The organism is Mesorhizobium sp. M0923, from assembly GCF_040319365.1.
GTDB lineage: Bacteria > Pseudomonadota > Alphaproteobacteria > Rhizobiales > Rhizobiaceae > Mesorhizobium.
The window spans coordinates 95,393-118,100 of the sequence record NZ_JAMYNW010000017.1; the positions used below are offsets into that span (position 1 = coordinate 95,393).

Here is a 22,708-nt window from a genome sequence, read left to right on the forward strand (position 1 = left end):
TCGCGCGATGGCAACCGGCCACAATTGCCGGTCGCGTCCCTGGCAACGGCGCGCTACCGACGGCGCCCGCCTGCGACCACCTTGGCTTCCACGCCGTCCAGGCGGTCGAGCAATTCCTTCAGACGGTCGGGAATATCGGACTCGGTGCGGAAGGCCGGCAAGGTGCGCAGAAAGCGCTTGGTCGCTTCGGTGCCGAGCTGGCGCCGGATATCGGCGGCGAGCCCGTTGCGTTTTTCGCCGTTCCTGCGGGGCATCATCTCAAAATCCTGTGTCGGCTTCGAAACTCTTCCAAGGGAGGAATGGTTCCCGCATTGTAGTAGCCTGGCAAGCAAAGCCGGCGGTTACGGTAAAGTTTGAATTAAATCGAAAGGTTTGCGCCGTCCGCCATCGAGCCGCAACAGCGGCTGCAGTATCGCTTGCCCCTTGATTTTTGGCCGCTAAACCTCGATATCGGGCGCAAATCCACACCATTTGAAAATGACGGGAAACGGCGATGAGCGATCAGGCAAAAGACGAACGCGCGCCCGATGAAGCCGAGAAGACCGAGGCTGCCGCGGAGCCAAGGGAAGGCGGCGTCGACGGCGACTATGAAGCGCTTGTGCGGCTACTGAAGGAAAACGAAGAGCTGAAGGATCGCGCGCTGCGCGTGGCGGCCGACATGGAGAATTTGCGCCGCCGCACCGCCCGAGACGTCCACGATGCGCGCGCCTATGCGGTCGCCAATTTTGCCCGCGACATGCTGTCGGTATCAGACAATCTGCGCCGTGCGCTGGATGCCATCCCGGAGGAGGCCAAGGCGTCGGGTGATGCCGGCTTCAAGGCGCTGATCGACGGCGTCGAGATCACCGAGCGCGCCATGCTGTCGGCGCTGGAGCGCCACGGCGTGAAGAAGCTCGAGCCCGAGGGGGAGAAATTCGATCCGAATTTCCACCAGGCGATGTTCGAGGTGCCCAATCCCGACGTGCCGGCCAACACGGTCGTCCAGGTCGTGCAGCCCGGCTATTCGATCGGCGAGCGCGTGCTGCGGCCGGCCATGGTCGGCGTCGCCAAGGGCGGCCCCAAGCATGTGGCAAGCGAAGCGCCGGTGGAGCCGGGGCCGGTGAACGAGCAGGCTGAGAAGGATGCGTGAACTGGGAGTAGGGCTCCGTTAGCCAGCAACCGCCATCAAAGCGTGAGGGATGATCGACCGCCCCCAACCTATCCGATTTCAGGGCGATCAAACAGTTCGCCGTGCAGGCTTTCCTGCCCTCAGCTCAGCAGTTCACAGCCATAGCGGCGGACCACGTCGGGGAATGTCTCCATGTCCGGCATTCCTTCGCCGTCCGGAGGAATGCGCCTGTCGGCGGTGGGCACACTGGTCGCCCTCAGAAGTTCCTCGAAACCGCCAGGCGTGAAGAAGAACAGCATCCGGGCCGGCCCACGCTTGACCGTATAGCGGTGCGGCACATCGCGTGGCCCAAAGAGAAACGAACCGGGTCCAGCCATAATCGCCTTACCGCCGATCTCGAACTCGATCTCGCCTTCCATCACCAGGAATGACTCGTCCTCGCGATGGTGCACATGCAGCGGCGCCTCACCTTCGCTCTCGAGCACTTCGATCAGCGTGAACTGGCCCGCGGTCTGGACCGCTGTCGCCTTGATCACCGCTAGCGAGCCAAGCCACCAGCGCGCCTCTCCTTCCAAGGCGTGACTGCAAAAGGCGTGGGGAGTGCTCCTGCCAGCTTCGCCGCCAGCCACGGCCGCCACAGAATGGTAGCCGACCTTGATCGAGGCGGAATTCACCATCGAGCAATAGTTTTTGATGCCGGGCAGGGAGGACCAGACCTCGCCAGCCGCCTTGGCGCTGTCCATGTCCGCCCATTCGAATATCTCCGTCCAGCCGCCTGCGGATTTGAGCAGGCGACGGTTGAGGAAACCCCTGAGCTTTCGCACCTCGTCATTCACTTCATCCCTAGTCTGCAGGAACATCTGCTCGGTGAATCCGGGCTTCAATGCAAATTCAGTGATTTCAACGACATTCGTGTCCATGACTTCCTCCCTTTGCCATCTGACCTTTGTTTCGCCTCCCGCATTCTGTTCGCTCAAGACGTGCTCGTCCGGCCTCTGCCTTTGAGCCAGCAGAGCGCCATTGTCGTTGCCGTTTCGACGGCGAGGTCCACCGTCATACCGCGTATCCGCATGGCGTTGAACGTCGGAAAGTCGAATAGAAAGCTGATTGCCTGCACGACATCATCGCCCGGACCGTCGTGCGCCAGTGCCTCACGCACGAATCCGGCCACCATGTGTCGCAGGTATTCCTCCCATTCCCGCATGGCCGGAAGCTCGCGCTCGCGCAGGTCGCTTTCGAGATGCCGTCCGCCACGTTGGTAGAAGGCGAACAGCTCGTTGGCGACCCGGCGTAGCCGTTCTTCAGGATCGGTCGCGTCGCCGATTATCTCCCTCACTGCTTCGGGCGACGGAGGACGCAGGCGCTCCATCAGCAATTCGCCGCACGCCGGCACCAGGTCATCCAGAGTAGGAAAATGCTTGTAGACGGTGCCAACGGCGACATCGGCTTCCGTAGCGATATCCTTCCAAGTCGTGCCAAAGATGCCGTTCTGGGTGTGCAGCTTGATTGTCGCGTCGAGAATGCGCTGCCTCGTCTTGGCGAAGGCGGCAGTCCGGGAAGCCATGCTGTAGCGGCGAGGGGACATAGACGTCCACCCAAATAATTGAATGAACAATTCAATCATTTAATTTATCTGGAGTCAATCCAGATTCGCAGGAGCCACTCGCTATTCCCCACTCGGTATTTCATTATTCCCTCCATGAACCCGATCGAGCTTCTCGACTATGCCGGCGTCGCCGTCTTCGCGGCGACCGGTGCGCTGGCCGCCTCGCGCAAACAGCTCGACATTATCGGTTACCTGTTTCTGGCTAGCGTTGCCGGCATCGGGGGCGGAACGTTTCGCGACGTCATCCTCAACGTGCCCGTGTTCTGGGTGGGAAACCGCGACTATGTGCTAATCTGTGCGGCGGTGGCGGTCGTCGTCTTCTTCAGCGCACATCGTTTCGAGTCGCGCTACAAATTGCTGCTCTGGCTCGACGCCATAGGTCTTGCCGCATTTTCGGTGATTGGCGCGGCCAAGGGGCTGACGATCACCGGGTCACCTGCAGTTTCGATCGTCACCGGCATGCTCACCGCAACCCTTGGCGGCATTCTGCGCGATCTGTTGACAGGCGAGCCTTCGGTGCTCCTGAGACCGGAAATCTACGTTACCGCAGCGCTTGCCGGCGCCGGCCTCTACACACTTGGCGATTTCGCCGGACTGCCGCCGCTTGCGTCGGGCCTGGCAGGTTTCATGGCGGCTTTCTGCGTACGCGGCGGCGCGCTGAAATTCGGCTGGGCCTTTCCGTCCTACAAAAGCAAGCCTGGCCGGCGTCCGGAAGATATTCCCTGATTTAAGGTGTCAGGCTGCAAACCGCTGCGCTTCCCCGCCATAATAATTGACGTAGCGGGCACCGATCTCCTTGACCGGCATCACCACGAACACGTCGACCGTCGAGAATTCACGGTCGATGACGCAACCGTCGCCGATGCGCGCGCCGACGCGCAGATAGCCCTTGACCAGCGGCGGCATCGCGGCGATCGCCGCCTTGGTGTTAACGGCTTCGATCGGCATCAGATCCATCGAACAATAGCGCCCGGCGACGGCACGCACGTCCCACGATGAATTCGTCCGGCAGTGGTGGGCAAGATAGGTCAGCGCCTCTGCATGTGCCGCCGGCACGGTGCCGTGGAACGACGCGCAGCCGGTCATCACGCCAATGCCGTAATGATTGATATAGGCCCAGATGCCTTGCCACAGCGCCTCGATGGTGCGCTTGGAGCGGTATTCCGGCAGAACGCAGGAGCGGCCGAGCTCGAGGAAGCGCTGGCCGGGATGTCGCGCGATCAGCTTGGTCAACTCGAATTCGCCTTCGGAATAGAAGCCGCCCGCCGCCGCGGCAATCTCCTGCCGCAGCAGGCGGTAGGTGCCGACGATGCGGCGATGCTCGGGACCGGAAAGCGAAGTATCGAAGACCAGCAGATGGTCGCAGAGGGGATCGAAGCGGTCGGCATCGCGGCGGTCCTGCATCTGGAACAGGTCCTTCCTGGCACCAAGCTCGTCGTAGAACACCCGGTAGCGCACTTCCTGCGCGGCGGCGATCTCGGCCTCGTTGCGGGCGAGCCGCACTTCGAGATTGCCGATGCGGCCGAGCGATGCGCCTTTTATGACGGCATCGGCGTTCCGGCCGACGAGCAAAGGCCCGCTGGCGTTCGGCCGAGCATCACATTCCGGCATGACTGTATGCACGAGTGATTCTCCTTCGAGCCATCCCTCTTGGCACGGGGATACGGTGTAGGTGCAACAGGATTGTGACAGTACCGTGATACGGCTCTGCGGGCAATACTTCGTCGGCTGGGTAATCTATCGACCGTCTATGTTGTGCCTCAAGCGGCCACTTGCCCTTCAACCGCATGAACCAGGGCATCAGGGTCGAGCGGCTTGGTGACGAAGCCGCTCGCACCGTGGGCGAGCACGGCGTGGCGGGTCTTTTCCTGGCTGTCGGCCGACAGCACCATGATCGGCACCGGCGGAACCGCGGTCTCCTCCTCATGGCGGCGGATGGCGGCGATGGCGTCCAGCCCGTCCATGACAGGCATATGCAGGTCCATCAGCACCACGTCGTAGCGGTGCTTATGGCCGGTGCTGATGACCGCCTCGACCGCGGCCTTGCCGTTGCCGACCACTTTCACCCGATGCCCGGCCTTCAGGAGGGTGGCGCGGGCCAGCATGGCGTTGATGTCGTTGTCCTCGGCGATCAGCACCGACAGGCCCTGCTGGCGGCCGCCAATGGCGTGCCCAGCCTGCGCGCCGCGCTTTTGCGGTTGCGGCTCGGCGATGACCGGTGCGTGGCTGGTCAAAAGCACGCGCAGCAATGTCTCGCCGCGCACCGGCCTCGCCAGGAAGGTGGCGTAACCGTTGGCACGGAACTCGCCAAGCATGCCGCGGTCGGTCGGCGCGATCAGCGTCACCGCCTCGCAATCGACAAATCCGCTCTGGCGCAGGCGCCTGAGCAGCCTGCCGTCGCTTTGCTCCATGGCAGCATCGACCAGAAGCACGTTGCAGCCCTCGGCGAAAGGGGCGGCCTGGGCGGCGGCGGCGGCCAGATCGACCGTTCCGCCATTGGCGCGAATGGTGCGGGCGATGGCTTCGGCCTCGACCAGGTTCTTCGACACGATTACCGCATGCCGGCCCAACAGCGCGTTCTGGCGGATCTGCAGCGCCTCGACGGCGGAAATAGCGGGAATCTCGAAGACGAATTCGGATCCCTGGCCAAGCCGGCTCGACACCGAGATAGTGCCGCCCATCGCCGTCACCAGGCGCTTGGAAATCGCGAGACCGAGGCCGGCACCACCATGCGTACGGGTCGAGGTGCCGTCAGCCTGTTCGAAGTCCTCGAAGATGCGCTCCATGTCCTCCTCGCGCAGACCGGGGCCGGTGTCGGTGATGGTGAAGCGGATGCGGTTGGTGGTTTCGGTGCGGACGCGGCCGATGCTTGCCAGGACGCCGCCGCTGTCGGTGAACTTGACGGCATTGCCGATAAGGTTGAGCAGCACCTGCCTGACCCTGCCGGGGTCGGCGGTGATCAGCTGCGGCACGTCGGGTTCGACATGGCAGCCGAGGCCGATATCCTTGGCAAAAGCCCGCGCCGCCAAAAGCTCGATGACATTGTCGGCGATCTCGCGCACCGACATCGGTTGCGGTTCGGGATCGAAGCGGCCGGCCTCGATCTTGGAATAGTCGAGCAGGTCCTCGATCAGCGCCAGCAGCGCGCTGGCCGAGGTCGAGATGGCGCCGACATAGGTCCGCTGCTCGGGCGAAAGGCTGGTGTCGGCGAGAAGCCGGGCCATGCCCATGATGCCGTTCATCGGCGTGCGTATCTCGTGGCTGACGGTGGCGAGGAAGCGCGATTTGGCCTGGCTCGCATATTCGGCCCGTTCGCGGGCGGTGATCAGCGAGGATTCGGCGCGTTTGCGGGCGGTGATGTCACGGGCGATGGCGCGATGCGAAACGGCGCCGCTGTCCTTGTCGCGCACCGACAGCTCGATCCAAGAGAACCAGCGTGGGCCGTCCGGCGTGCGAATGGCGACATCAGTGGAACTCAGGCATTCATGGTCGGAAAAGGCGGCGTCGGGAACGATGCCGACATCGATGCCTAGTTCCGCCAGGGTCTTGCCGGCGAGGTCGCGCTGGTCGGTTTCGACAAGGTCGGCGAAAACCTTGTTGGCGTAGACGATATGGCCGTCGCGGTCGCGGTGGACGACGAGATCGCCGAGTGCATCGATCAGACCGCGAAAGCGCTCCTCGCTCTCCTGCATCTCCCACATGCGGTCGGCCAGCGTCTCGATCTCGGCGCGACTGCGGGCGGTCGTGGCATCGAGCAGGGCCACCGCGCGACGCTGGGTGCGCCTGTTGCGCAGATGCATGGCGAGCCCGGCGATGGCTGTCGCCAAAAGGCCAATGGTGATGAAGATCGGCGCTCCGGTCAGATGCGACAGGCCTGCCAGCACGACGATGGCGACGAGAGTCAGGAAGGGCAGGCCGTGGCGGTTGGCGTCCGGCAATTCCGGCGCCAGCGGCGGCGCGGCGACAAGCTGCCGCCCTGACGCCTCGGGGGCCGCCCGGTCGGCCCGTTCGGCTGGTTCCGCCTCTCTGATGCCGGGTTCCGCAATCATACGGAATTCCTGCCAGACAGAGCTTATTGAAGGTTGTGGTTGATCGTTCGAATTTTAGCGGTCGCGCTCTTTTTTTCCCTTTGGAGCCTCACATGTCCACCACCACGCGGCCGCGGATCTTGCCCTCGACGATGTCATGCGCGGCGCCGATGATGCCGTCGAAGCCGATGCTCGTCGACAGGCTGGCAAGCTTTGCGTGATCGAGATCGGTGCCGATGCGGCGCCAGGCCTCGATGCGGACCGCCTTGGGCGCCATCACCGAATCGATGCCGAGCAGCGAGACGCCGCGCAGGATGAACGGGGCGACGCTTGCCGGCAGGTCCATGCCGCCGGCGAGGCCGCAAGCGGCAACGGCGCCGCCATAGGAGGTCATCGACAGGACGTTGGCCAGCGTGTGCCTGCCGACAGCGTCGATGCCGCCGGCCCAGCGTTCCTTGGCTAGCGGTTTTGCAGGCTGCGCAAGCTCGTCGCGTGAAATCACTTCCGCGGCACCGAGGTCGGTCAGATAGGGGCTTTCGGCACTGCGGCCGGTCGAGGCGATGACGTGATAGCCGAGGCTGGACAGGATCGAGACCGCGACCGACCCGACGCCACCGGCAGCGCCCGTCACCACCACAGGGCCGCGGTCGGGCACGATGCCGTGGCGCTCCAGCGCGATGACGCAAAGCATGGCGGTGTAGCCGGCGGTGCCGACCGCCATCGCATCATGCGGGCTCATGCCGTCCGGCAGCGGTACCAGCCAGTCGCCCTTGACGCGGGCGCGTCCGGCAAAGGCGCCGAAATGCGTCTCGCCGACGCCCCAGCCGTTCAATATGACCTTGTCACCCTCGCGCCAGTCGGGATTGGAAGACGAGATGACGGTGCCGGCGAAATCGACGCCCGGCACCAGCGGCCAGCGGCGGATCACCGGCGCCTTGCCGGTGATTGCAAGGCCGTCCTTGTAGTTCACCGTCGTCGCCTCCACCGCGACGGTGACGTCGCCTTCCATCAGGTCTGCCTCGGTGAGCTCGGTCACCGCGACCGACTGGTTTTTCTCGGCGTCGCGCGAAACGAGGATGGCTTTGAAGGCTTCGGGCATTTTTTCTCCTCGGGCTTGCAAATAAGAAATGTGCGGTGCCGGGCGAGTGAGGTCAATCGCTCGATGTTCCGCGCCACCAGCCAATGAGCTCATCGAAGACGACCAGCACGGCACCGACCGAAATGAAGGCATCGGCGAGGTTGAAGATCGCGAAGGACCAGACCGGCGTGTGAAACAGAATATAGTCGATGACATGGCCATAGGCAGCGCGGTCGATCAGATTGCCGAGCGCGCCGCCGACGATCAGCGCGAAGCCGACGCGGGCAAGCAGGTGGCCGGGCGGCGTGCGGGCCGCAAGATAGAGAACGAAAGCGACCACCAGAACCGCGACGACCACCAGGCCGGTGTCGCCGAAGGACGAAAACAGCGAAAACGCGATGCCGGTGTTGTAGGTGCGGTACAGCGCCAGGAACGGCAGGAGATCGAGCCTTTCCTGGAAGGCAAGGCCGGTCTCGACCAGATATTTCAGCCACTGGTCGAGCGCTATCGCGGCGACAACCAGAAAAGCGTAGGGGCTCCAGGACTTCATGGTTTGCAGTTTCACGGTTTGGGATGTCACGATCGGGCATCCTCCGGGCCGAGCTTCAGCGCGCCGCGCCGGATCTCGAACAGCATGACGCCGGTGGCCACCGCAAGGTTGAGCGAATCGGCGCGGCCTGCCTGCGGTATCCGCAGCAGCTTGTCGCAGCTTGCGGCAAGCTCGTCAGGCAGGCCTTGCTGCTCGTTGCCCATCATCAAAAGCACCGGGCCTTTTGAAAAATCGACCGAGCGGTAATCGACCGCACCCTTAAGATGGGTGCCGGCGACGAGGCCGGGAAAGCTCTTTCGCCAGGCGAGAAAAGCCTCGGCCGACGCCTTGGCGACCGGCACGGCGAAGATCGAGCCCATGGTGGCGCGTACCGTCTCGACCGAAAAGGGATCGGTGGTCTCGCCGACCAGGATGACGCCTTTGGCGCCGACGGCGTCGACCGTGCGGATGACGGTGCCGAGGTTGCCGGGGTCGCGGACGCGGTCGAGCACCACCCAGACGTCGCCATCATGGGCGCGAATGTCCTTCAGCGGCAGCAATTTCTGCGAGAACACGCCGACGACCATTTGCGGATTGTCGCGGCGGGTGATGGCGACCAGCACGTTTTCCGAAACTTCAAGTACGGTGCCGCCGGCGGCAACCGTGCGCGCCGCAACTTTTTCAACCGCCGCATTGCCACGTCCGGCCTTGGCGAAAACCAATGTCCTGATAGACCAGCCGAGATCGAGCGCGTCGATGACCAGCTTCAGGCCTTCGGCCATGAAGGCATTCTGCTGGTCGCGGAATTTCTTCTGCGCGAGCGCCTTGATGTCCTTGACCAGCGGATTGGCGAGGCTGGTGACTTCCTTCACCTGCCCTGGCGCGCCCGCGTGCCGTTCGTACGCACTCATTCAGGCCACCCAGCGCGAGAACAGCGAGGTCGAAAGCGCCCGGCCGGCGGATTTCTCGCGGATGATCAATTCGCCGGATTCGACCGTGCCGCCCATGCCGGCGAAGGTGTCGCGCATCAAGGCGTGGATGGCGAAGAAAGAGGCGCGGATCGAATAGGCGGTCAGCACCACAGCGAGCGGCTTCGGCGTCAGGATCGCACGGCAGATGTCGGTCAGCGCCGGCAAATCTTCGAACAGATGCCAGACCTCGCCCTTCGGTCCGCGGCCATAGGCGGGCGGGTCGAACAGGATGATGTCGTAGCGGCTGCCGCGGCGCTCCTCGCGCTCGGCGAATTTCACGGCATCGTCGACGATCCAGCGGATCGGCCTTTGCGACAGGCCCGCCATCTCCTGGTTTTCGCGCGCCCAGCCGATCGCCTTCTTGGAAGCATCGACATGGGTGACCTCGGCGCCGGCACGCGCCGCCACCAGCGAGGCAAGACCGGTATAACCGAACAGGTTCAGCACCTTCACCGGCCGTTTTGCCGCCGCAATCAGCCCGGCCATGTGGTCCCAGTGCGAGGCCTGCTCGGGAAAGACACCGACATGGCGAAACGAAGTGAAGCGGCCGAGATAGTCGATGCCGTCATGCTTCATCGGCCAGGTCTCGCCGAGCGGCGTCTTCGGAAAGCGCCAGCGGCCGATGCCTTCCTCGTCGGTATCGCCGGTGAAAATGGCATCGGCGCGTTCCCAGTCCCTGGCCGGCAATGCCTTTTGCCAGATCGCCTGGCCCTCCGGCCGAACGATGCGGTAGGGGCCGTATTGCTCGAGCTTTTCTCCGGCGCCGCTGTCGAGCAGCGCGTAATCCTGATTGGCGCCGACTTCGAGGATCAGCGGCAGATGTTCGGCAGGCAGCGCGCCATCGCGGCGCGAAAGTGGGCGCGGCGCTGCTTTCTGCTCGGACCGGTCCTGCGGTTTCGTCTCCGGACCAGCGGTTGGATTGGGGTCGCGCCGCCGCGGCTGCTCTATCCCGCCTTTTTTCGCGGGCGGGCGGCTGTCGCGGCGTTTGTCGCGAAAAGGTTTCAAGAAGGCGCATCTCCGGACGGCGGCTGCGCCGCTTCTGCCACAGCGAATTGACCGGCGCAACAAAAGGGCTGCAGGCGTTTGCGAACGGATCAGCCACGCCTGATCGACAGCAGCCCGACTGCGAGCGCGATGAAACCGACGGCCTTGAAGCCGGTGACGACCATATGGCCGGCTTCCCAGCGGCTCCGGATAGCTTCGAAATTGCCCGGGATCGGTCCAGGCACCCAGGTGGCCAGGACATCGTTTGCCGGTTTGACGAGCGCAACCCACGCGACAAGCGCCATCAGATAAAGCATGGTGGCGGCCAACACCCACCAGAATGCCGGGCGGTCGCCGCGCAGCATCCATGCGAGGAGCCCCGGACAGGCGACGGCCGCCACGTCCAGCGGTGCGCCGACAGTCAAAAAGAACTGGAACTGAGCATTGAAGACCGTGGTTTCTCGCCAGAGCGAAGGCGGCCATCTGGTCAGCCGCGGCACCGATTCCAGTACGTGGGCGAAGGATGGTCCGAGGCTTAGGGCAGCAACGGTGGCGGTCAAAACAGACCAGAACAACAGAAGACCGCGTATATCCATAATGGCCAGACAACGGCGTCAGGCCGCATACGTTCCGGTCGGCGATCATCCTGCTTGCCGCCGAAAGCGCAGGCGCACTATCGTCCATCCAAATTGGGCATCCATCCAAACCGGGTTGCGATCCATGTCCCGCGCCGAACGCCTGCTCGACTTGATCCAGATCCTGCGCCGGCATCGCCGGCCAGTCAGCGGCCGCAGCCTTGCCGGCGAAATGGGTGTGTCGATCCGCACGCTCTATCGCGATATCGCCACGTTGCAGGGGCAGGGCGCACCGATCGAGGGCGAGGCGGGGCTGGGTTACGTGCTCAGGCCAGGCTTCATGCTGCCGCCCTTGATGTTCACCGACGAGGAGATCGAGGCGATCGTGCTCGGTTCGCGCTGGGTGGCCAAGCAGCCGGACTGGCGGCTTGCCAACGCCGCCACCGACGCGCTGGCCAAGATCGCCGCCGTGCTGCCGGACGATTTGCGCGAAGAGCTCGATGCCTCGACGCTGCTGGTCGGGTCGCGCACCGAGGTCACCGAAGGCATCGATCTCGGCGTGGTGCGGCAAGCCATCCGCGAGGAGCACAAGTTGAGCTTTGTCTATCGCGATGCCGGCGGCGCTGCCTCCGAGCGCACCGTCTGGCCGTTTGCACTCGGCTTCTTCGACAAGGTGCGCGTCGTCGCGGCGTGGTGCGAGATGCGCCAGGATTTCAGGCACTTTCGCGCCGATCGGATATCCGGCCTCAACGCCACCGAGACGCGTTATCCGCGCCGTCGCCAGGTGCTGCTCAAAGAATGGCGGGCGACGCTCGACAAGCCAAGCTAAGGCTGCCGCTCAGTTAAGACTGCTGCCAGAATCTGGCAGTGGTGCACGCTATGCTGCTCCAGTCGAAACCATCTGGAGAGCAATTCATGACACCGCCCAATTTCGTCATCCTCTATGTCGACAAGCCTGAGCAAAGCGGCGCCTTCTACAGCGCGCTGCTCGGACGCGAGCCGGTCGACACCTCGCCGACCTTCGTGTTGTTCGTGCTCGACAACGGCTTCAAACTCGGCCTCTGGTCGCGTCATACCGTAGAGCCGGCCGCGGCGGCCGCAGGCGGTGGCGCCGAGGTCGTCTTTGCGTTGGATACGCCTGGCGCTGTCGACACCACCCATGCCGAGTGGGCCGACCGTGGGCTGACCATCCTGCAGAGCCCGACCGACATGGATTTCGGCCGCACCTTCGTCGCGCTCGATCCGGACAACCACCGGCTACGGGTTTATTGGCAAAAGGAGTAAGGCAGTAGGGCAGTAGGGCAGTAGGCGAGAGCAAAGTAGCACTAGGCGCGGCGCCGCACGATTAGCACGGTTTCCTACTGCCCTACTGCCCTACTGCCCTACTGCCCTACTGCCCTACTGCCCTACGCTTGCGCGATACACGGCAATGCCGGCGGCCAGGTCCTCGAGGGCCGCGCCGACCGACTTGAACAGCGTGATCTCGTCATTGCCCTGCCGGCCTTTTTTCTGGCCGCGTGCCAGTTCATAGAGGTCGGCGACGATGGCTTGCGGCTTCAGCACGCCGGAGGCCAGCGGCTGGACGATGTCGCCGGCTTCCTTGGTGGCGCCGGCGCGGGTGTCGACATAGACGCGGGCGCGTGCAATCGCGTCGTCGTCGCTTTCGCGCATCGCCGGCGTGAAGCCGCCAACCAGATCGACATGGGTTCCCGGTTTCAAGAGTACCCCTTTGATCAGTGGCGCGGTGGTGATGGTCGCCGATGACACGATATCGGCCTGGCCGAGTTCGACGTCGAGATCGCCTGCGGCGTCGGCCGCAAAACCCTCGGCACGCAATTTTGCCGCGACCTTTTCGGCATTGGCCGGCGTGCGGTTCCAGATGCGGATGTTCTTGATCGGCCGCACCGCCGAATGCGCCTTTGCAAGGAATGGCGACAGCGCGCCGGCGCCGACCACCAGCAGCCGTGATGCGTCTTCGCGGGCCAGATAGGACGCGGCCAGTGCCGAGGCGCAGGCGGTGCGCCACTGCGTCAGCCGCTGGCCATCGATCAAGGCCTGAGGCTCGCCGGTGGCGCCGTCCAGCAACAGGTAGAGGCCCATCACCGCAGGCTTGCCGACGGCGTTGTTGTCGGGCGACACTGTGACGATCTTGACGCCGATATGGCCATCGGCCGAGGTGCCGGCGTTGAAGTCGGTCCAGGCCGGCATCAGAAGCAGCGTCGAGGCGGCACCGTCGGGCCGCTCGACCGTGTGATGATGCCTGACCGGCTGCACGGCGCCGTCGCGAAAAGCGGCGCGCAATGTCTCGACCAGCCCGGGAAAGGTCAGCGCGCGGTCGACCTCGGCGGCGGAAATGGTCAGCATGATGGCTCCGTGGAGAAATAGGCCGGTTGCGCTTCCTGCCCGAGCCGCGGCTCAGTTCATCGGCTTCGGCAAGGCCGGGCCCTGCGCCGCTGTGGGCGCGCGGCTGACTGCCAGACGCAGGTTCTCGGCCTCGGCGGCGCGCTGGCGCGCCAGCTTGCGGTAGCGGCCCTGCTTGATCCAGGTCGCCAGGCTGCCGACGATCATGCCGATGGCCAGCGCCAGGAACAGGAAAATGAACAGCGGCACGGTCAGCGTCAGCGCCGGATTGCCGGGATTGAACGGATCGAGCGTGAAGGCCACCGGTTCGCGGTTGGCGACGGCCAGCGCAATCAGGATGACGGCCAGCGGCACGAAAACCACGATGAGGATGAAGCGATTGAACATGTTTTTCCGTTCGGAAGAAAAGGCAGCAACGGGTCGGCGGGCGCCGCGCCTATTTGCCTCCGTTCAGCCTTTCACGCAATTCCTTGCCGGTCTTGAAGAACGGCACCCATTTCTCCTCGACCTCTACGGATTCGCCGGTGCGCGGATTGCGGCCGGTGCGGGCAGGGCGGTTTTTCACCGAAAACGCGCCGAAGCCGCGCAACTCGACCCGGTTGCCCTCGGCAAGCGCGTCGGTGATTTCATCGAAGATGGCGCCGACAATGTTTTCGACATCGCGCAGGAAAAGATGCGGATTGCGCGTGGCGATGATCTGCACAAGTTCGGATTTGATCATGAAAAGGCTCCCCGTGAAAGCAGTGCCGCCGAAATTATCAGAATGATTTTATTTGCTTTTTCACTCCCAAGCGGCTCCTCAAGGGTGCCAGACGGAAACGAGACCGTCAAGAAACAAGCGGTCCGCTCCAATTTCGTGAAGGACGTCGCCGCCATGGCCAGGCAGGCCAAGCGCAGCGCCGACGGTCTGCGCCATCGCCTTGGAGAACAGGAAACCACCGCGTTTTTCCGTGTCCTTCCATTCCACCACCTTGAGCTTGGCATCGACACCCTTGCCTGCAAGCCAGTCGATCGCTTCGGCCTCGCCGCCGACCGCGTCGATCAATCTGTTGGTGACCGCCTGCCGGCCGGTGAAGATCGACCCGTCCGCGAGCGCCAGCGCCTCCGGCTTGGTCATGTTGCGGCGCTCGGCGACGATGCCGACGAACCAGTCGTAGCTGTCGAGAATGAGTTTGCGGACCATGGCGCGTTCATCGTCATTGGTCGGCTTGAAGGGGGAAGGCGAGGCCTTCAAGGGCGAGGATTTCACCTCCTCCAGCTTGACGCCGAGCTTGTCCATGAGGCCGCTGACGTCCGGATACTGGATCAGAACGCCGATCGAGCCGACGATCGAGGATTTGCGTGCGACAATATGGTCGGCCGCGGTGGCTATCATGTAACCCGCCGACGCCGCGAGCGTGCCGACCTCGGCCACCACCGGCTTGTCGGCGGCGAGCTTGCGCACTGCCTCGTAGATCGACTCGCCACCGACGGTGGTGCCGCCGGGTGAATCGATCGACAGGATCACAGCCTTGACGCGCGGCGACTGACGGATGGCTTCCAGCCGCTTGATCAGTTCTTCGTCTTCGGTGATGGTACCTTCGATCTTGACCTTAGCGATGTGGTCGACAGCCGCGCCGGTGAATTCGTCACCATAAATCCACGCGGAAAAGGCGATCAGCCCGGCTGCGGCGACAAGAATCGCCGCAACACGCCAGAATGTCAGCTTGCGGCGCAAGCGGCGGCGGTCGATCAGGTCGTCGGCTCTCAATGCCATGGTCAGCCTCGTAGTCGGTGGGAGCAGATGCTTTTAAAGCAACCATTCGCGCCCGGCTACCGTTTCCTGACGGCCTTCGCCAAAGCCGTCTTCGGCGTTCGGGCAAGCTTCAATCTGTCGCGTTCCACAGGCTCTAACACTGTGCGCCCATATCTGGTATGAGGTTCAGGCTGCGCTGGGGCCATTTTCGTTGTATAGGGGCGGCTGTCATATTTTTGCGGTTTTCCTCGGCTTGTGCTTGCTTGAGGGTGCCGGCACCCCACCTATAGGGCGGCCTGGCGGGCAGGGGTTTAGAAGAAGCAGTCATGTTAGCGGGACCAATCGAACCGACCAACACCGAGACGGAGTTGGCTCCCAAGGCCGCAGGCCGGGCGCGGGTCGACGCCTTTGACATCGCGCAGCGTCATTCGCGCCGGGTGCGGATCCTCAAGCTGGCCGTGCCGCTGGTCGCCGCCCTGATCGCGGTCGCGTTTCCGGTCTATTCCTATCTCATGGCTCCCGCTGCAATCGAGGTGCAGGCCGACGGCGGCTCCTTTGCCAATGGCAAGCTGGTGATGGCCAATCCCAAGCTCAACGGCTTCACCAAGCAGAACCTGCCCTATTCGATGACGGCCCTGCGCGCCATACAGGACGTCAGCAAACAAGGCATCATCGATCTGGAAGGCATCAAGGCCAGGCTGCCGATTGCGGCCGACAACACGGCCGCCATCGATGCCGCGCGCGGCACCTATGATCGCGACGGCAACACGTTCAGCCTGACCAGCGACGTGACGGTATCGACCACGGATGGCGTGGTGGCAAAATTCAAATCAGTCTATCTCGACATGGGCGAAGGCACTATGAAGACAAGCGAACCCGTCGATGTCAGCCGCGGCGGGTCGCGGATCAGGGCGGATTCGATGTCGGTCCAGGACAATGGCAAGGTCCTGGTTTTCGAGAACAAGGTGCGCGTCGACATCGATCCCGCCAGTTTGAAGGCGGCAGAGGCAAAGAGCGGAGAGACCAATGCGGTTCAGTAGTTCGGCACGGCGCCTCGCCGCGGTTTCGGCGTTGCTGACCCTCGGGCTGCCATTGGGGCTCACCCTGGGGACGGCTTCGTCGCTGGCGCAGTCCAGCGCCACCAGCCAAATGTCCGGCCTCAGGCTGTCGGGCGACAAGCCGATCCAGATCGAAAGCGACAAGCTCGAGGTGCGCCAGGCGGAAAGCGTCGCCGTCTTCACCGGCAACGTCAACGTCGTCCAGGGTCCAACCGTACTCAAGGCCGGCAAAATGACGGTCTATTACGTCAGGGATGCAGCCGCCGCCAAAGGCGCCGAGCCGGCGGGTGCCGCGGCGATGACCGGATCCGCCAACATCGACCATCTCGTGGTCGACGATAAGGTCTACATCAAATCGGACAATCAGGTTGCCACCGGCGACCGCGGCACCTTCGACATGAAGACCGAGGTGCTGGTGCTTTCGGGCAGCAAGGTCGTGCTCTCGCAAGGCGACAACGTGCTTGTCGGCTGCAAGCTTACCGTGCAGATGAAGAGCGGCCTTGCCCAGGTCGACGCCTGCGGCGGCCGCGTCATGATGTCGATCACGCCGCAGGCGAAGTCTGGAGCAGCGAAACCCTGATGACCGGCATATCGTCGCTGCTGGCGCGTCTTCCAGGGCGCGCCGCCAGCAAACTTGCGGCACCGGCCAGGGTCACCGTCGAAGCGGCAAAGTTCAAGGGAACCTTGATCGCCAAGGGGCTGACCAAAAGCTACAAGGGCCGCAAAGTCGTCAGCGGCGTGACGCTGGGCGTGCGCGCCGGCGAGGCGGTTGGGCTGCTCGGCCCCAATGGCGCCGGCAAGACCACCTGTTTCTACATGGTGACCGGGCTGGTGCCGGTCGACGAAGGCACCATCGAAATCGACGGCTTCGACGTCACGTCGATGCCGATGTATCGCCGCGCCCGTCTCGGCATCGGCTATCTGCCGCAGGAAGCGTCGATTTTTCGCGGCCTGAACGTCGAGCAAAACATCCGGGCCGTGCTCGAAGTGGTCGAAAAGAGCCGCAAGGAGCGTGAGCGCCTGCTCGACGAATTGCTCGAGGAATTCCACATCAGCCATCTGCGCAAGGCTCCATCGCTGTCGCTCTCCGGCGGTGAGCGGCGGCGCCTCGAAATTGCCCGTGCGTTGGCAACCCGCCCCGCCTACATGCTGCTCGACGAACCGTTCGCCGGCATCGACCCGATCGCCGTCGCCGACATCCAGCAGCTCGTGCGCCACTTGACGGCACGTGGCATCGGCGTGCTGATCACCGACCACAATGTGCGTGAGACCCTTGGCCTGATCGACCGCGCCTACATCATCCATGCCGGTCAGGTGCTGACCCATGGCCGAGCCGACGAAATCGTCGCAAATGCCGATGTGCGGCGGCTTTATCTTGGCGAGGGATTTACGCTCTAAATGCGAAATTCCGGTTCGAACGGGATTTCCGGCGTAGTCCGGCAGCTTTTTCTTCGATTTTCTGCCTGAAAAACGCGCTGGCAGGCGAGTTTTTCCGCACCTCGCCTTGACAAGCAAAAGCCGGGCCAGTTTCTATGCTGGCCTGGAAAATTCTTTCCAGCAGTGCGGGCGCGTAGACGGGGCGTTGAAACCGAACCATGGCGTTGGCGGCAAAACTACAGCTACGACAGTCGCAGTCGCTGGTGATGACGCCGCAGCTGATGCAGTCGATCCGCCTGCTGCAGTTCACCCACCTCGAGCTGGAACGCTTCATCGACGACGAGATCGAACGCAATCCCCTGCTGGAACGCGCCGAACCGCAGGACGACGCCGCCAGCGACCAGGCGCAGAAGAGCGACGCCGCATCGGAACCGGCCGCCGACGGCGACTGGTTCGAAGCGGAGACGGCGTGGAGCGCCGAGGCGATCTCGGAAAAGCTCGATACGTCGCTGGAAAACCTGTTTCCCGACGATCCTGGAACGAGCGAGCGGCTCGGCCCCGACCTGACGGCGCAATGGAAATCGGCGTCCGGCAATAGTTCCGCCTCTTCCTCCGACGGCTTCGACGTCGCGGATATGGCGGCGGCTGCCATCACGCTGCGCGACCATGTCGGCGAGCAGGTGGCGCTCGCCTTCGCCGATCCGGCCGCGCGCCTGATCGCCAGCGAGCTTGCCGACGGCCTCGATGAGGCCGGCTACATGCGTGCGGACATGGCCGAGATCGCGGCCCGCCTCGGCACGGACCCCCCGGCGGTGGCAATGGCGCTGGCGATTTGCCAGACATTCGAGCCCGCCGGCATCTTCGCCCGCGACCTCGCCGAATGCCTGTCGCTGCAGCTTGCCGTGCGCGACCGGCTCGATCCGGCGATGAGGGCATTGATCGCCAATCTCGAACTCCTGGCACGGCGCGATTTCCAGACGCTGAAGCGGATTTGCGGTGTCGACGAGGAGGATCTGCTCGACATGCTGGCCGAGATCCGGGCGCTCGACCCGCGGCCGGGAATGGCGTTTTCGCGCGGTGCCAGCGATGCGATCGTGGCCGACGTCGAGGTGCGCGCAGCCAATGACGGCAGCTGGACGGTCGAGCTCAACGCCGAGACGCTACCGCGCGTGCTGGTCGATCACATCTATTTCGCTCAGGTCACGCCGCATGCGAAAAACCAGGCGGAAAAGGATTTCCTCGCCGAATGCCTGCAGAATGCCAACTGGCTGACGCGCAGCCTCGACCAGCGGGCGAAGACTATCCTGAAGGTCGCCTCCGAGATCGTGCGCCAGCAGGACGCTTTTCTCGTCCACGGCGTGCGGCACCTGAAGCCGCTCAACCTGCGCACGGTGGCGGACGCTATCGGCATGCACGAATCGACGGTCAGCCGGGTCACGGCAAACAAATACATGCTGACGCCGCGCGGCGTGTTCGAGCTGCGCTATTTCTTTACCGCCTCGATCGCTTCGTCGGGTGGCGGCGATGCGCATTCGTCGGAAGCGGTGCGCGACCGCATAAAGCAGCTGATCGACGAAGAGAAAGCCGTCGATGTGCTTTCCGACGATGCCATCGTGGACATGCTGCGGGAAAGCGGCGTCGACATTGCCAGGCGCACGGTTGCCAAATACCGGGAAGGCATGAACATACCCTCTTCGGTGCAACGGCGGCGCGAAAAACGCGCTTTGGCCAGCGCCGGCCGTTGAACTCCGGCAGAATTTCCACAGCTTTCGCGTTCATTGACAAGCGGCAACGAAGTGGCTAGAAGCCCGCCCGCATGAGACGGGCTGGCGAGTGGATTTGAGTTCGCTGATGCCCGCACGAGGGATGGTCCGTCACGACGTAGGCCACGGACGGCCAAGAAGGCGGCTTGTGATCAACCGGAAAGTTCGGATTTAAAATCGGCGCAAGTGACGCCGCAAAGCTTGTGCGCACGGACCACGAGTATAAACTCGGGACAGTTTGAAGCCTGAGCAAGGAAGGTCAGTTTTCAGATGACACTGCGCATATCGGGAAAACACATGGATATCGGCGATGCGTTCCGTACGCGCATCAACGACCGTGTCGGGGAAGTGATCGGGAAATATTTCGATCGGGGCTTTTCAGGGCAAATCGTAGTCGTCAAATCGGGGTCGCGCTACACGGCCGATTGCATGATCCGGCTGGATTCCGGTGCTTCGCTGCAGGCGACCGGCGATGCCCAGGATCCGACGCTTGCCTTCGATGCCGCGGCGGACCGTCTGGAAACCCGCCTCAGGCGCTACAAGCGCCGGCTGAAGTCGCACAATTCAGGCAATAGCAATGGCGAACTCACCGACGTCGCCTATACGGTGATGGCCCCGCTTGCCGATGACGACGAGGAGATACCGGAGAATTTCGCGCCGGCCATCGTCGCCGAATCGACCATGACGCTGCGGACCATGTCGGTGGCGTCAGCCGTGATCGAGCTCGACACCAAGGACAGCCCGGTCCTGGTCTTCCGCAATGCCGGAAACGACCATCTCAACATCGTCTATCGCCGGCCGGACGGGAATATCGGCTGGATCGACCCGTCTACGGCCAAGGTCGCGCAGGGGTAAAAACCAGCCGCACGCAAGCGTGGGGACTGGCGACGGCAGGCGAACAAGGGATTTCAAGCATGGATCTGAGCGATCTCGTCAACGTTCCGGCAATCATGCCGGCGTTGAAGGCGAACTCCAAAAAGCAGCTGCTGCAATTGCTGTCTGAAAGGGCGGCGGCAATTTCCGGCATTCCGGAGCGGGAGGTGTTCGACACCATCCTGCAACGCGAGCGGCTGGGTTCGACCGGCGTCGGCAACGGCATCGCCATTCCGCATGGCAAGCTGGCCGGGGTGAAGCGGATCGCTGGAGTTTTTGCCCGGCTGGAGACACCGGTCGATTTCGAGGCCCTCGACGATCAGCCGGTCGACCTGGTGTTTCTGCTTTTGGCCCCCGAAGGTGCCGGCGCCGACCACCTCAAGGCGCTGTCGCGCATCGCGCGGGTGCTGCGCGATGCCGACACGGTTGCCAAGATCAGGGGCACGCGCGATGCCGTGGCTATCCACGCGCTGCTGTCGGATACACAGGCCTCGCACGCCGCCTGAGTTGAGTGGACCCGTTGAAGGGCCGCCGTGAGCGGCCCTGTCCGTTTCAGCCAGATCGGCGCGCCGTGTTGTTAGTGGATAGCGACGGGGGTCAGATCGTTTTCCAAGGCGCCGGCCAGCGCCCGGTCGCGAGCATCCGAAAGCAGGATCGGCTGGCCGTTGGCGGCAAACAGGGCCCACAGTTCCAGCCCGGGCGCGATTTCGCCGAGGCCCGGGAAACGGCCGCGCAGATCGTCGCTCGACACTTTCCTGAGATAGGCGACCGAACCTTCGCCGAGATGAGCGAATTCGCCGCTGGTCATGATGATATTTTCGTCAGTTCTGGTCATTTCAAGCCTCCTTGCCGCGAGACGCCGCTCAAGGCCATCCCGCATGAGAGCTATCGGCAAAACTCAGTCTTTCACCGATATGTTTATTTTTCGTACCAGCCGTTCGGACTCCGGCCGATCGAGATCGATCGACAAGAGGCCGTTCTTCAATTCCGCCGCAATCACCCGCATGCCGTCGGCCAGCACGAAACAGCGCTGGAACTGGCGCGCGGCGATGCCGCGGTGGAGGAATTCGCGCTCGGTGTCGTCGTTCTGACGGCCGCGCACGACCAACTGGTTCTCCTCCGTGGAGACATCGAGATCGCTTTCCGCGAAACCGGCGACGGCGAGCGTGATGCGCAGCCTTTCGGTTTTGCCGTCGGCACCGCTGAGGCGCTCGATGTTGTACGGAGGATAGCTGTCACCCGACTTCGCCAAGCGCTCCAGTGTCTTTTCCATGGAATCGAAACCGAGGAGAAGCGGGCTGGAAAAAGGCGTCATTCGGCTCATGTTACAGTGTCCTCTCAAGAGCGACATAAAGTGGAAAAACCCGGATGGCATTTTTCCCGATGGTCTTGATATGGTCCGCCGCCCGGCAGACTTCAAGCCGTCACACGTCCCGCCCAAAAAGACTTGCCAAAACAAGGAATTGAAATGCCCCAATCCCGCAGGATCATCATCGACACTGACCCCGGCCAGGACGATGCCGTCGCCATATTGCTGGCGCTCGGCAGCGCCGAGCTGGAGATCGTCGGCATCACCGCGGTGGCCGGCAACGTGCCGCTGAAACTCACCGAAAAAAACGCACGCAAGATCTGCGAGTTGGCCGGCCGGCCGGATGTCAAGGTCTATGCAGGCGCCATCCGGCCGCTGGCGCGTGAACTCGTCACCGCCGAGGAAGTGCATGGCAAGACCGGCCTCAACGGACCGCAACTGCCTGAGCCAAAGATGAAGCTGCAGGATCAGTATGCGGTCGATTTCATCGTCGAGACGCTGATGAAGGAGGAGACCGGCACGATCACGCTTTGCGCGCTCGGGCCGCTCACCAATGTTGCGCTGGCGCTGATCCGCGAGCCGAAAATCGCGCCGCGCATCAAGGAGATCGTGCTGATGGGCGGCGGCTTCTTCGAGGGCGGCAACGTCACGCCGACTGCCGAGTTCAACATCTATGTCGACCCGCATGCCGCCGATGTCGTGTTCAAATCCGACATTCCGATCGTGATGATGCCGCTCGACGTCACCCACAAGGCGCTGACCACCGCCAAGCGCACGAAGGCTTTCCGCAAGCTCGGCACCAGGGTCGGCACGGCGACGGCGGACATGCTGGAATTCTTCGAACGCTTCGACGAAGAGAAATACGGCACCGATGGCGGCCCGCTGCACGATCCTTGCGTCATCGCCTATCTGTTGAAGCCGAAGCTGTTCAAGGGCCGCAACTGCAATGTCAGCGTGGAAACTGCCTCGGAGCTCACCATGGGCATGACGGTGATCGACTGGTGGGGAGTGACCAAGCGGCCGAAGAACGCCATGGTGATGCGCGACATCGATCATGATGCGTTTTTCGCGCTGTTGCTGGAAAGGCTGGGGCGGCTTTAGTGCCGCTCAGTCATTGAGCAGGCGGTAGGTGCTGGTGCCGTTATTGCGGTGCTGTTGTTCGATCGAGACTTCCGATCCGATCATGTGGGGCGTCTCCACCTCACCATCGATAAATACCAGTGCGTTGCCGTCATGGAGACGGACTTCATATCTATAATAAAGTCCATGGCCGACGGAACCTTTCGGATGAGGCATCGTCGCAACATCTTCGACGATGCCTCCTATGCGTTGCGTGCCCATGATCGGGCTATT

The 22,708-nt window shown here is 63.2% G+C and carries 28 protein-coding genes; 11 read left to right on the forward strand and 17 right to left on the reverse strand.

Going from position 1 to position 22,708, the window contains the following annotated elements:
* Window positions 1–53: 53 nt before the first annotated feature.
* Window positions 54–257 (reverse strand): hypothetical protein, encoded by a 204-nt coding sequence (locus tag NKH89_RS25395; protein ID WP_023718943.1) that lies wholly within the window; start codon window positions 255–257, stop codon window positions 54–56.
* Window positions 258–493: 236 nt separating this feature from the next.
* On the opposite strand from NKH89_RS25395, the gene grpE reads away from it, so the two are divergent.
* On the forward strand, window positions 494–1,129 hold the full coding sequence (gene grpE, locus NKH89_RS25400) for a nucleotide exchange factor GrpE (RefSeq protein WP_023675250.1): 636 nt from the start codon (window positions 494–496) through the stop codon (window positions 1,127–1,129).
* Between the two features lie 119 nt (window positions 1,130–1,248).
* On the opposite strand, the gene NKH89_RS25405 is transcribed toward grpE, so the two are convergent.
* Together NKH89_RS25405 and NKH89_RS25410 are read right to left on the reverse strand one after the other, a co-directional pair.
* Window positions 1,249–2,028: a quercetin 2,3-dioxygenase gene (locus NKH89_RS25405; protein ID WP_352495491.1), complete on the reverse strand. Its 780-nt coding sequence runs from the start codon at window positions 2,026–2,028 to the stop codon at window positions 1,249–1,251.
* A gap of 53 nt (window positions 2,029–2,081) precedes the next feature.
* On the reverse strand, window positions 2,082–2,732 hold the full coding sequence (locus NKH89_RS25410; RefSeq protein WP_084642653.1) for a TetR/AcrR family transcriptional regulator: 651 nt from the start codon (window positions 2,730–2,732) through the stop codon (window positions 2,082–2,084).
* Window positions 2,733–2,807: 75 nt separating this feature from the next.
* Between NKH89_RS25410 and NKH89_RS25415 the strand changes: the two genes are divergently transcribed.
* Window positions 2,808–3,440 carry a trimeric intracellular cation channel family protein gene (locus NKH89_RS25415; protein WP_023718946.1) on the forward strand — a complete coding sequence of 211 codons (633 nt, stop codon included), beginning with the start codon at window positions 2,808–2,810 and terminating at the stop codon, window positions 3,438–3,440.
* A 9-nt stretch (window positions 3,441–3,449) separates the two neighbouring features.
* Here NKH89_RS25415 and olsB read toward each other — a convergent pair whose 3' ends face one another.
* The 7 genes from olsB to NKH89_RS25450 all read right to left on the reverse strand — a co-directional run bounded on the left by olsB (window position 3,450) and on the right by NKH89_RS25450 (window position 10,900).
* The gene (gene olsB, locus NKH89_RS25420; RefSeq protein ID WP_023675251.1) at window positions 3,450–4,325 is read right to left on the reverse strand and encodes a l-ornithine N(alpha)-acyltransferase; all 876 of its coding nucleotides are present in this window, start codon (window positions 4,323–4,325) and stop codon (window positions 3,450–3,452) included.
* Window positions 4,326–4,474: 149 nt separating this feature from the next.
* Window positions 4,475–6,763, reverse strand: coding sequence for a hybrid sensor histidine kinase/response regulator (locus NKH89_RS25425; RefSeq protein ID WP_023718947.1), 2,289 nt, complete (start codon window positions 6,761–6,763; stop codon window positions 4,475–4,477).
* 88 nt (window positions 6,764–6,851) lie between these two features.
* Complete coding sequence (gene acuI, locus NKH89_RS25430; protein ID WP_023718948.1) at window positions 6,852–7,841, reverse strand: acrylyl-CoA reductase (NADPH); 990 nt, start codon at window positions 7,839–7,841, stop codon at window positions 6,852–6,854.
* Window positions 7,842–7,893: 52 nt separating this feature from the next.
* A complete protein-coding gene (gene lspA / locus NKH89_RS25435; RefSeq protein ID WP_023718949.1) occupies window positions 7,894–8,370 on the reverse strand; it encodes a signal peptidase II in 477 nt (158 codons plus the stop codon).
* A 26-nt stretch (window positions 8,371–8,396) separates the two neighbouring features.
* A complete protein-coding gene (locus tag NKH89_RS25440; protein ID WP_023718950.1) occupies window positions 8,397–9,260 on the reverse strand; it encodes a TrmH family RNA methyltransferase in 864 nt (287 codons plus the stop codon).
* Window positions 9,261–10,325 (reverse strand): RsmD family RNA methyltransferase, encoded by a 1,065-nt coding sequence (locus tag NKH89_RS25445; protein ID WP_352592651.1) that lies wholly within the window; start codon window positions 10,323–10,325, stop codon window positions 9,261–9,263.
* 89 nt (window positions 10,326–10,414) lie between these two features.
* The gene (locus NKH89_RS25450; protein ID WP_023718952.1) at window positions 10,415–10,900 is read right to left on the reverse strand and encodes a DUF1772 domain-containing protein; all 486 of its coding nucleotides are present in this window, start codon (window positions 10,898–10,900) and stop codon (window positions 10,415–10,417) included.
* Window positions 10,901–11,024: 124 nt separating this feature from the next.
* Between NKH89_RS25450 and NKH89_RS25455 the strand changes: the two genes are divergently transcribed.
* Window positions 11,025–11,708: a helix-turn-helix transcriptional regulator gene (locus NKH89_RS25455; RefSeq protein WP_023718953.1), complete on the forward strand. Its 684-nt coding sequence runs from the start codon at window positions 11,025–11,027 to the stop codon at window positions 11,706–11,708.
* A gap of 86 nt (window positions 11,709–11,794) precedes the next feature.
* Complete coding sequence (locus NKH89_RS25460; protein WP_031193999.1) at window positions 11,795–12,163, forward strand: VOC family protein; 369 nt, start codon at window positions 11,795–11,797, stop codon at window positions 12,161–12,163.
* Between the two features lie 114 nt (window positions 12,164–12,277).
* Here the strand turns inward: NKH89_RS25460 and lhpI are convergent, their stop codons facing one another.
* The 4 genes from lhpI to sppA all read right to left on the reverse strand — a co-directional run bounded on the left by lhpI (window position 12,278) and on the right by sppA (window position 14,996).
* Window positions 12,278–13,243 (reverse strand): bifunctional Delta(1)-pyrroline-2-carboxylate/Delta(1)-piperideine-2-carboxylate reductase, encoded by a 966-nt coding sequence (gene lhpI, locus NKH89_RS25465; protein ID WP_023718954.1) that lies wholly within the window; start codon window positions 13,241–13,243, stop codon window positions 12,278–12,280.
* 51 nt (window positions 13,244–13,294) lie between these two features.
* Complete coding sequence (locus NKH89_RS25470) at window positions 13,295–13,627, reverse strand: lipopolysaccharide assembly protein LapA domain-containing protein (RefSeq protein WP_023718955.1); 333 nt, start codon at window positions 13,625–13,627, stop codon at window positions 13,295–13,297.
* 49 nt (window positions 13,628–13,676) lie between these two features.
* Window positions 13,677–13,961, reverse strand: a complete 285-nt coding sequence (locus NKH89_RS25475; RefSeq protein ID WP_006200394.1) for an integration host factor subunit beta — start codon at window positions 13,959–13,961, stop codon at window positions 13,677–13,679.
* Window positions 13,962–14,039: 78 nt separating this feature from the next.
* On the reverse strand, window positions 14,040–14,996 hold the full coding sequence (sppA, locus tag NKH89_RS25480) for a signal peptide peptidase SppA (protein ID WP_023718956.1): 957 nt from the start codon (window positions 14,994–14,996) through the stop codon (window positions 14,040–14,042).
* A 305-nt stretch (window positions 14,997–15,301) separates the two neighbouring features.
* Between sppA and lptC the strand changes: the two genes are divergently transcribed.
* The 6 genes from lptC to ptsN all read left to right on the forward strand — a co-directional run bounded on the left by lptC (window position 15,302) and on the right by ptsN (window position 20,552).
* Window positions 15,302–16,015, forward strand: a complete 714-nt coding sequence (gene lptC / locus NKH89_RS25485; protein WP_023718957.1) for an LPS export ABC transporter periplasmic protein LptC — start codon at window positions 15,302–15,304, stop codon at window positions 16,013–16,015.
* Window positions 16,002–16,613, forward strand: a complete 612-nt coding sequence (locus NKH89_RS25490; protein WP_023718958.1) for an LptA/OstA family protein — start codon at window positions 16,002–16,004, stop codon at window positions 16,611–16,613. The genes lptC and NKH89_RS25490 overlap by 14 nt, the downstream gene beginning before the upstream one ends.
* The gene (gene lptB / locus NKH89_RS25495) at window positions 16,613–17,431 is read left to right on the forward strand and encodes an LPS export ABC transporter ATP-binding protein (RefSeq protein ID WP_023718959.1); all 819 of its coding nucleotides are present in this window, start codon (window positions 16,613–16,615) and stop codon (window positions 17,429–17,431) included. The genes NKH89_RS25490 and lptB overlap by 1 nt, the downstream gene beginning before the upstream one ends.
* A 197-nt stretch (window positions 17,432–17,628) precedes the next feature.
* Window positions 17,629–19,155 (forward strand): RNA polymerase factor sigma-54, encoded by a 1,527-nt coding sequence (gene rpoN, locus NKH89_RS25500; RefSeq protein ID WP_352483586.1) that lies wholly within the window; start codon window positions 17,629–17,631, stop codon window positions 19,153–19,155.
* A 288-nt stretch (window positions 19,156–19,443) separates the two neighbouring features.
* Window positions 19,444–20,028 (forward strand): ribosome hibernation-promoting factor, HPF/YfiA family, encoded by a 585-nt coding sequence (hpf, locus tag NKH89_RS25505; protein WP_352483585.1) that lies wholly within the window; start codon window positions 19,444–19,446, stop codon window positions 20,026–20,028.
* 59 nt (window positions 20,029–20,087) lie between these two features.
* A complete protein-coding gene (gene ptsN / locus NKH89_RS25510) occupies window positions 20,088–20,552 on the forward strand; it encodes a PTS IIA-like nitrogen regulatory protein PtsN (protein ID WP_023718962.1) in 465 nt (154 codons plus the stop codon).
* Between the two features lie 71 nt (window positions 20,553–20,623).
* On the opposite strand, the gene NKH89_RS25515 is transcribed toward ptsN, so the two are convergent.
* Window positions 20,624–20,881, reverse strand: coding sequence for a BQ00720 family protein (locus NKH89_RS25515; RefSeq protein WP_352483584.1), 258 nt, complete (start codon window positions 20,879–20,881; stop codon window positions 20,624–20,626).
* Between the two features lie 63 nt (window positions 20,882–20,944).
* Window positions 20,945–21,370, reverse strand: a complete 426-nt coding sequence (locus NKH89_RS25520) for an Hsp20 family protein (RefSeq protein ID WP_023718964.1) — start codon at window positions 21,368–21,370, stop codon at window positions 20,945–20,947.
* Window positions 21,371–21,514: 144 nt separating this feature from the next.
* On the opposite strand from NKH89_RS25520, the gene NKH89_RS25525 reads away from it, so the two are divergent.
* Window positions 21,515–22,456, forward strand: a complete 942-nt coding sequence (locus NKH89_RS25525) for a nucleoside hydrolase (protein ID WP_352483583.1) — start codon at window positions 21,515–21,517, stop codon at window positions 22,454–22,456.
* Between the two features lie 6 nt (window positions 22,457–22,462).
* On the opposite strand, the gene NKH89_RS25530 is transcribed toward NKH89_RS25525, so the two are convergent.
* Window positions 22,463–22,696, reverse strand: a complete 234-nt coding sequence (locus tag NKH89_RS25530; RefSeq protein WP_352910480.1) for a hypothetical protein — start codon at window positions 22,694–22,696, stop codon at window positions 22,463–22,465.
* Between the last annotated feature and the right edge of the window lie 12 nt (window positions 22,697–22,708).